5 protein-coding genes are annotated in these 6600 nt (G+C 52.5%); 3 read left to right on the forward strand and 2 right to left on the reverse strand.

Annotation, left to right across the window (positions count from 1 at the left end):
• Together LBJ36_12190 and ilvD are read right to left on the reverse strand one after the other, a co-directional pair.
• The gene (locus tag LBJ36_12190) at positions 1–987 is read right to left on the reverse strand and encodes a TRAP transporter substrate-binding protein (GenBank protein MDR1379792.1); all 987 of its coding nucleotides are present in this window, start codon (positions 985–987) and stop codon (positions 1–3) included.
• A 51-nt stretch (positions 988–1038) separates the two neighbouring features.
• Positions 1039–2730, reverse strand: a complete 1692-nt coding sequence (ilvD, locus tag LBJ36_12195; protein MDR1379793.1) for a dihydroxy-acid dehydratase — start codon at positions 2728–2730, stop codon at positions 1039–1041.
• Positions 2731–3209: 479 nt separating this feature from the next.
• On the opposite strand from ilvD, the gene LBJ36_12200 reads away from it, so the two are divergent.
• Genes LBJ36_12200 through LBJ36_12210 form a run of 3 tightly spaced genes read left to right on the forward strand, consistent with a single transcriptional unit; the run spans position 3210 to position 6036 of the window.
• Positions 3210–4223 carry a DctP family TRAP transporter solute-binding subunit gene (locus tag LBJ36_12200; GenBank protein ID MDR1379794.1) on the forward strand — a complete coding sequence of 338 codons (1014 nt, stop codon included), beginning with the start codon at positions 3210–3212 and terminating at the stop codon, positions 4221–4223.
• A gap of 38 nt (positions 4224–4261) precedes the next feature.
• Complete coding sequence (locus LBJ36_12205) at positions 4262–4762, forward strand: TRAP transporter small permease (protein ID MDR1379795.1); 501 nt, start codon at positions 4262–4264, stop codon at positions 4760–4762.
• A complete protein-coding gene (locus tag LBJ36_12210; protein MDR1379796.1) occupies positions 4759–6036 on the forward strand; it encodes a TRAP transporter large permease in 1278 nt (425 codons plus the stop codon). Before LBJ36_12205 ends, LBJ36_12210 begins: the two co-directional genes overlap by 4 nt.
• The last annotated feature ends 564 nt before the right edge of the window (positions 6037–6600 follow it).

Consider the following 6600-nt stretch of genomic DNA (forward strand, 5'->3'; position numbering starts at 1 on the left):
CTACTTTGTGTCCAGTATGGACTGGATGAGGTCTTTGCCGTACTCCTGCTCATACTTTTCGTAGACGCTCTTCACCGCGTTTCGGAAAAGAGACAGGTCGGGCTCCGAGACCTGCATTCCCTTGTCTTTCAACGACTGAAACCACTCGGCTTCCATCTCGTTGTCGATGGTACGATTGTATTTCGCCGCTTCCAGCGCGCTTTCGGACACGATCCGCTGCTGTTCGGGCGTGAGCTTGTTCCACGTTCTCATGCTCATGAGGATCACATTGGGAGCATACGCGTGGCGAGTAATCGAGAGGTATTTGTTCGAGTCGTTGATGTTATAGGCCGCGATGACGTTCAACGGATTCTCCTGTCCGTCGATGGTTCCCTGTTGCAGAGCCGTCAACGCTTCGGTCCAGGCCATCGGAACGGCGTTCGCTCCCAGCGCCGTGAACGAGTCGATATAGATAGGGTTCTGCATGACGCGGACCTTCAAGCCCTTGATATCCTCTGGCTTCTCGACGGGTCGGACGCTATTGGTTAGGTTACGGAAACCGCGCTCTCCGTAGGCGAGGCCTTTCCAACCTAGTTTCTCCATTTCCGCGAAAAATCCCTGTCCAATGGGGCCATCCAGCACTTTATACGCATGTTCCGGGGTTGAAAAAAGGAATGGCAGATCCAACACTCCGAAACTAGGGAGGAAGTTGATGACCGGGCCGCCGGTGATGATCCCCATGTCTACCGTGCCCATCTTGAGGCTTTCCAATAGATTGCGCTCGTCGCCCAGTTTCGCGTTCGGGTAGACCGTCACCGTGACCTCGCCGTTGGCGCGCGCCTCCACTAGCTCCTCGAATTTCAACGCCGCCTCGTGGAAAACGTCTTTTTCGTTGATGGCGTGGCCGAGTTTCAAGTCGATGGCGGCCCATCCAGCCCCTGTCGTCGTGAAAAGAATCGCCAAGAATGCTGTCATACACAAAAATTCTCTCACAACATATTTCCTCACAATACAACACCTCCGTTATGATTTTTTATGATTTATTATTTTATGCGTACATCACTTGTTTAGGCCATTAAAACGCATTACGGCTCCGGTACTCGCGGAACTCACCTGACTCGAATACCGCGCTAGCCAACCGCGCGAGACCCGCGGAGCTGGAATCGTGTGGTCTTTCAATCTGCTCTGAAGCTCCTCGTCCGAAATTCGGACGTTGACGCTGTGCTTCGGTATATCGATTTCAATGACATCGCCCTCTCTGAGCAAGGCTATCGACCCCCCTTCAGCGGCCTCCGGAGAGACATGTCCGATAGAAGCGCCCCGGGACGCGCCCGAAAAACGCCCATCGGTGATAAGCGCGACGCTCTTGTCGAGTTTCATGCCCGCCAGAGCCGAGGTCGGCGCCAGCATTTCACGCATACCGGGACCCCCTCGCGGACCTTCATAGCGGATAACGATGACGTCTCCCGCCTTGATTTTGCCCCCGAAGATGGCATCGATCGCCTGTTCTTCCGAGTCGAAAACCCTGGCTGGGCCGGAGTGAACCATCATCTCGGGAGCCACTGCGCTCTGTTTAACGACGCAACCGCCGCGCGCGATATTTCCCCATAGGATGGCAATGCCCCCGGCGGCACTGTAAGGGTTCGAGAGGGGGCGAATCACCTCTGGATTTCTGTTGACGGCGTCGCGAACGTTTTCCCCGACGGTTTTGCCTGTCGCGGTTATGGCGGAGGCGTCCACATGGCCGGCTTCCGCGAGATGCTTCATCACGGCAGGAAGACCCCCCGCCTCATGAAGGTCTTGAACGTGGTGATGCCCAGCGGGAGCCAGGTGGCAAAGGTTTGGGACGTGGCCGCTAATTTCGTTGATTTTTTCGAGGTTTAGTGGAATCTCGGCCTCGTTGGCGATAGCTAAAAGGTGCAGTACGCTGTTTGTGGAGCAACCCAGTGCCATGTCCACCGCCAGCGCGTTTTGAATGGATTTTTCGTTGATGATGTCGCGAGGTTTGATGTCGCGTTCCAGGAGTTCCATCACCTTCATGCCCGCGTGTTTGGCGAGCTGAGTGCGGGCCGCATAGACGGCGGGTATCGTGCCATTGCCAGGAAGCGCGATGCCGATGGCCTCAGCCAGGCAGTTCATGGAGTTGGCTGTGTACATGCCAGAGCAAGATCCGCAGGTGGGGCAGGATGTTTCCTCAACACGACGAAGCTCGGCGTCGTCGATCAGTCCGCCCTTGAGCGCCCCCACCGCCTCGAAGTTCGTGTTGAGGTTGATGGCCTCGAAGCCACCTTTGGAGTCGCTTTTTCTGCCCGCCAACATGGGGCCTCCAGAGACCAGGACGGAGGGGATATTGAGGCGTGCCGCGGCCATGATCATTCCTGGAATGATTTTGTCACAGTTGGGGATCAAAACGAGTCCGTCCACACAGTGCGCAGCCGCCATAGTCTCTACCGAATCGGCGATCAGCTCCCGAGAAGCCAGAGAATATCGCATCCCACCGTGTCCCATGACGATACCGTCGCACACGCCGATCACCGGCATCAAGATCGGTGTTCCACCAGCCATATAGACGCCTGCCTTCGCGGCTTCCGCCAGCTTATCCAGGTGGATGTGGCCGGGAACAATTTCGCTGAAAGCATAAATCACGCCGATTAGAGGACGATTTATTTCCTCCGCGGTAAACCCACAGGCGTTAAACAAAGAACGGTGTGGAGCGCGATCTGCTCCTTTAGTGACGGTATGACTTCTCAAATTCAAGACAAAAACCCCCCTCTATAATGTTCATGAATCGCTCATTCGTTTTGTGGAGCTGATTCACAAGCGTAACTGTCTCGGAGTCGCGTTTATTCACAGTATGATATCATACGTCAATCCTGAATTACGCTGAAAAGTTTGCGCATAATTGGGCATCCATGATCGCTTCCCTTTATTCAGAGAAGATTCCGAACGTATCAATTTTGTGCTCGATTTTATGCTCAATTTTATGCTCGATTCACCGTATTCTTGGCAAAGTCGGGGCTGTGCGTATGCTAATATTAATTCTATAGAGGTCGAAACGGGGGTAAATCTTTCGAAAATATTAGCCATTTCGCGTGATATTCCAGCCAAGCTGGGCATCTTTTTCTGTAGTTACCTAGCTCAAGGATCGTGCCGCTTGGGCCCATAAATCTTCGATAGCCCCGGCGGAGTATGGGGTGGAGTCCCAAAACTTATTTTAGGAGGTCTGTATTATGAAAAAGTGTCGAGGTAAGTTGGGTTTTATGTTCTGTTGCGTCGCACCGCTTTTGGTTTTGGGAGCAGCATTTTTGCCGGTTGTCGCGGAGGCGAAAATGGAATTTTGGTTGTCAAATCAATTTCCCGCGTCACACCATATTTCCAAAGGGCTCGTCCTCTTCGCAAATAAGGTCAAAGAATACTCGAACGGTGAGGTCGAGTGCAAGATTTTCGACTCTGCTCAGCTCTATAAAGACACAGAGATCGTGGAAGCGCTTCAGGATGCCCTTATCGACACCGGTTTGGTTGCGACCAACAAATGGTCGGGCATGATCCCGGCCATCGATATTTTCGAGATGCCCTTTGTCTTCAAGGATCTGAGTTCCATCAAAAAATTTCTAGATGCCGGCGCGAGCGCACTGTTAGACAAAGAACTCGAAAGCAAGGGCGTCAAAAATCTCTTTTGGGTGGATTACGGTTATGTTCAGTTCTTCAACAGCAAGCGTCCCCTGACGAAACCCGATGATATGAAGGGCCTGACTATGCGCTCCTTCAGTGGCGCCGACGCCGAGGCTCTGCAAATTCTGGGAGCGGCCCCTACAGTCATGAGTTCGTCCGAGATGTACATGGCGTTGCAGCGTGGCACGGTGGACGGCGCGACGACGGGAATGCCCGCCGCGGTCTCTCGTAAAATCAATGAGGTCCAAAAGTACATGACTCTCGCCAACTACACTACGGCCCAGTTCGCTGTTCAGGCGAATTTGGACTGGTGGAACGAGCTTTCCGCAGAAGAAAAAGAAGTCATTCTGAAGGCGGGGCAGGACACGGAGACCTGGATTCGCGGAGCCATCGCCGACTCGGAGAACGAGGCCCAAAAGGTCATCGCGAACTCTGGAGTTGAAATATATACCTTCAACGAAGCCGAGCGCAAAATATTCCAAGAAGCGACCCTCCCAGTTCGCGACTCTTTCGCTCAAAAGACGGGCAACATCGGCAAGCAGCTCCTGGAAATGGCCCAAAACGCGGATTGACCTCGCGGATTGACCTCTAAGATGGCGATTTTTTACAGATGAAAACATTACGTTTGTACGTGGAAAAAATCAACCTGGCGATAGGGTACGCGTGCGGACTCGGTATTCTGCTGATGGGGTTGATTCTGGCCTACGGGGTCGTCTGCCGTTATTTCCTTGGATCGCCCACAATATGGACTGAGGAAACGTCCGTCTATATTTTCACATGGACGATGTTGGCAGGCAGCGCTTACACGCTGATGCGGGGAAAGCATGTCCGCATCGACCTAATCTTCGAGCGGCTTCCTCAAAAGGCGCAATGCGCGCTGGATGCCCTGACGAGTCTTGCCGGCATCGCCTTCAGCGCCGTCGTCAGTTGGCAGGCGTGGGAAATGATGCAGTCATCTTTCAGGTTCAACAAGGTATCGGCCACCTTGTTGAGGGTGCCGACGTGGATACCGCAGTGCGCTCTCCTTTTGGGATTCGTGCTGTTGACTTTTCAATTCGCGTTCATCTTCGTGGACCGTGTTCAGACTTTGAGGGGAGGCGATGGGCAATGAGCGCTTTTGTGCTGGTCACACTGTTGCTCCTTTTCGTGCTGTTGCTGGGGTTGCCCGTGGCTTTCTCGCTGGGTGTGACGTCGGTGGTGCTCATTTTACAGTTCGGGCTTCCGATCAAACTCGTCGCCAACACGATCTTTACTTCCATGGACAGCTTCGTCCTCATCGCCATTCCCCTCTATATCCTGATGAGCCAGATATTGCTGGACGGACATATCGGTGACGACCTATTCGAGGTCATGAACGCCTGGGTGCGCCATCTCCCCGGAGGTCTCGCCATCGCGACGATCTTGGCATGTGCCTTCTTCGCGGCAATCACCGGATCTGGAGCCGCAACAGCCGCCACCATCGGCATGGTGGCCTTCCCCGCTCTGACGGAACGGGGTTACGACAAACGTTTCACCTTGGGACTTCTAGCGGCAGGGGGGACTCTGGGAATCCTGATCCCTCCGAGCATTCCCCTGATCCTCTACGGCTCAATCACGGAGGAGTCGGTGGGAAAGCTTTTCATGGCCGGGATTATTCCGGGGCTTATACTTGCGGGGATATTCATTGCCTATGCCGTCTGGAAAAGCACGCGAGGCGGTTTTACTTCGATGCCTCGTACCTCCTGGAAAGAGCGATTCGAGATAACCTTGAAGAATTTCTGGGGAATCCTCCTGCCGTTTTTAATCGTGGGAGGCATCTACTCCGGGTCCTTCACTCCAACGGAAGCCGCCGCTATCGGGCTTGTCTATAGTCTCTTCGTCACGCTGGTTATTTATCGCACGATCCGTTTCCAGGATATTCCGACCATCTGTCTGAAGTCAGTGGGAACGAGCTGTATGATTGCTATGGTTGTGGCTGGGGCTGTGCTTTTCGGCCGCGTCATGACGATGCTGGAGATTCCGCAGAAGCTGACGGAACTGATTATTTCCTCTCAACTCTCTCCGATTATGTTCATCTTAGCTATGAACGCACTGATGATCGTTCTGGGGTGCATCTTGGAGACGGTATCGATCGTCCTTCTGACCATGCCCCTAGTAACACCGCTTCTGGCGGTCCTGAACATCGACCCGATATGGTACGCCATCATCCTGACGGTGAACATGACGATGGCATTGATCACGCCCCCCGTTGGAATGAATCTTTATGTTATCAACAGCCTCAGAGACGACATCACTATGAAGGATGTCATTTCGGGCGTTCTTCCCTTCGTTGTTCTGATCTTCCTATTTTTGATCCTGACCATCGCGTTCCCGGTGATGAGCACCTGGCTACCGTCAGTCATGTGAGTTTTGCCCCCTTCCTTGGTTTGGGATAAGCGCTTTTATGATCCGCGTGTACCCAACATTCAACGAAAATGGCTCCCGTGAGGGAGCCATTTCTGTATCGCTGTATCGTTTGTCTGTGATAATGTCCTCCTTTGACATACTCCCACGACTAAAATTGAACACAGATGAAGGCGTTGGCTTGCTCGTCGTTTTATCGTAAAGCAATCGCTCATCATTTGGCGAGCGCTGTAAATTCAGATACGTTTTCTGTGGGTACAACGCCGCCGTGTTCAATCATCTAAATCTGTATCGTCTGTGAGCTTATTTAATTGCGACTATCAAAAGGTGTACTTTTTGACAGCCTTCCTATCACTGGCTAGCAACAGCAAAATAGCTAAATTTTTCCTAGGTATTATACCATAATTATTCCAAAATTTTGAGTCCAAATTTCAATTCTGGGATTTTATCAAAAAGTACACATTTTGATAGCCGCGATTGGACGAGTTCACAGACAATAAAGGTTTAGGTGAGTGAACACGGCGGTGCTTTACCCAAAGAACCGGAAAAAGCGTTTGTAGAGGTTTT

It is taken from the genome of Synergistaceae bacterium, from assembly GCA_031267575.1.
Lineage (GTDB): Bacteria > Synergistota > Synergistia > Synergistales > Aminobacteriaceae > JAIRYN01.

Coding starts and splice junctions, on each gene's coding strand:
- LBJ36_12200 (MDR1379794.1), top strand. CDS start 3,210: ATGAAAAAGTGTCGAGGTAAGTTGGGTTTTATGTTCTGTTGCGTCGCA.
- LBJ36_12205 (MDR1379795.1), top strand. CDS start 4,262: ATGAAAACATTACGTTTGTACGTGGAAAAAATCAACCTGGCGATAGGG.
- LBJ36_12210 (MDR1379796.1), top strand. CDS start 4,759: ATGAGCGCTTTTGTGCTGGTCACACTGTTGCTCCTTTTCGTGCTGTTG.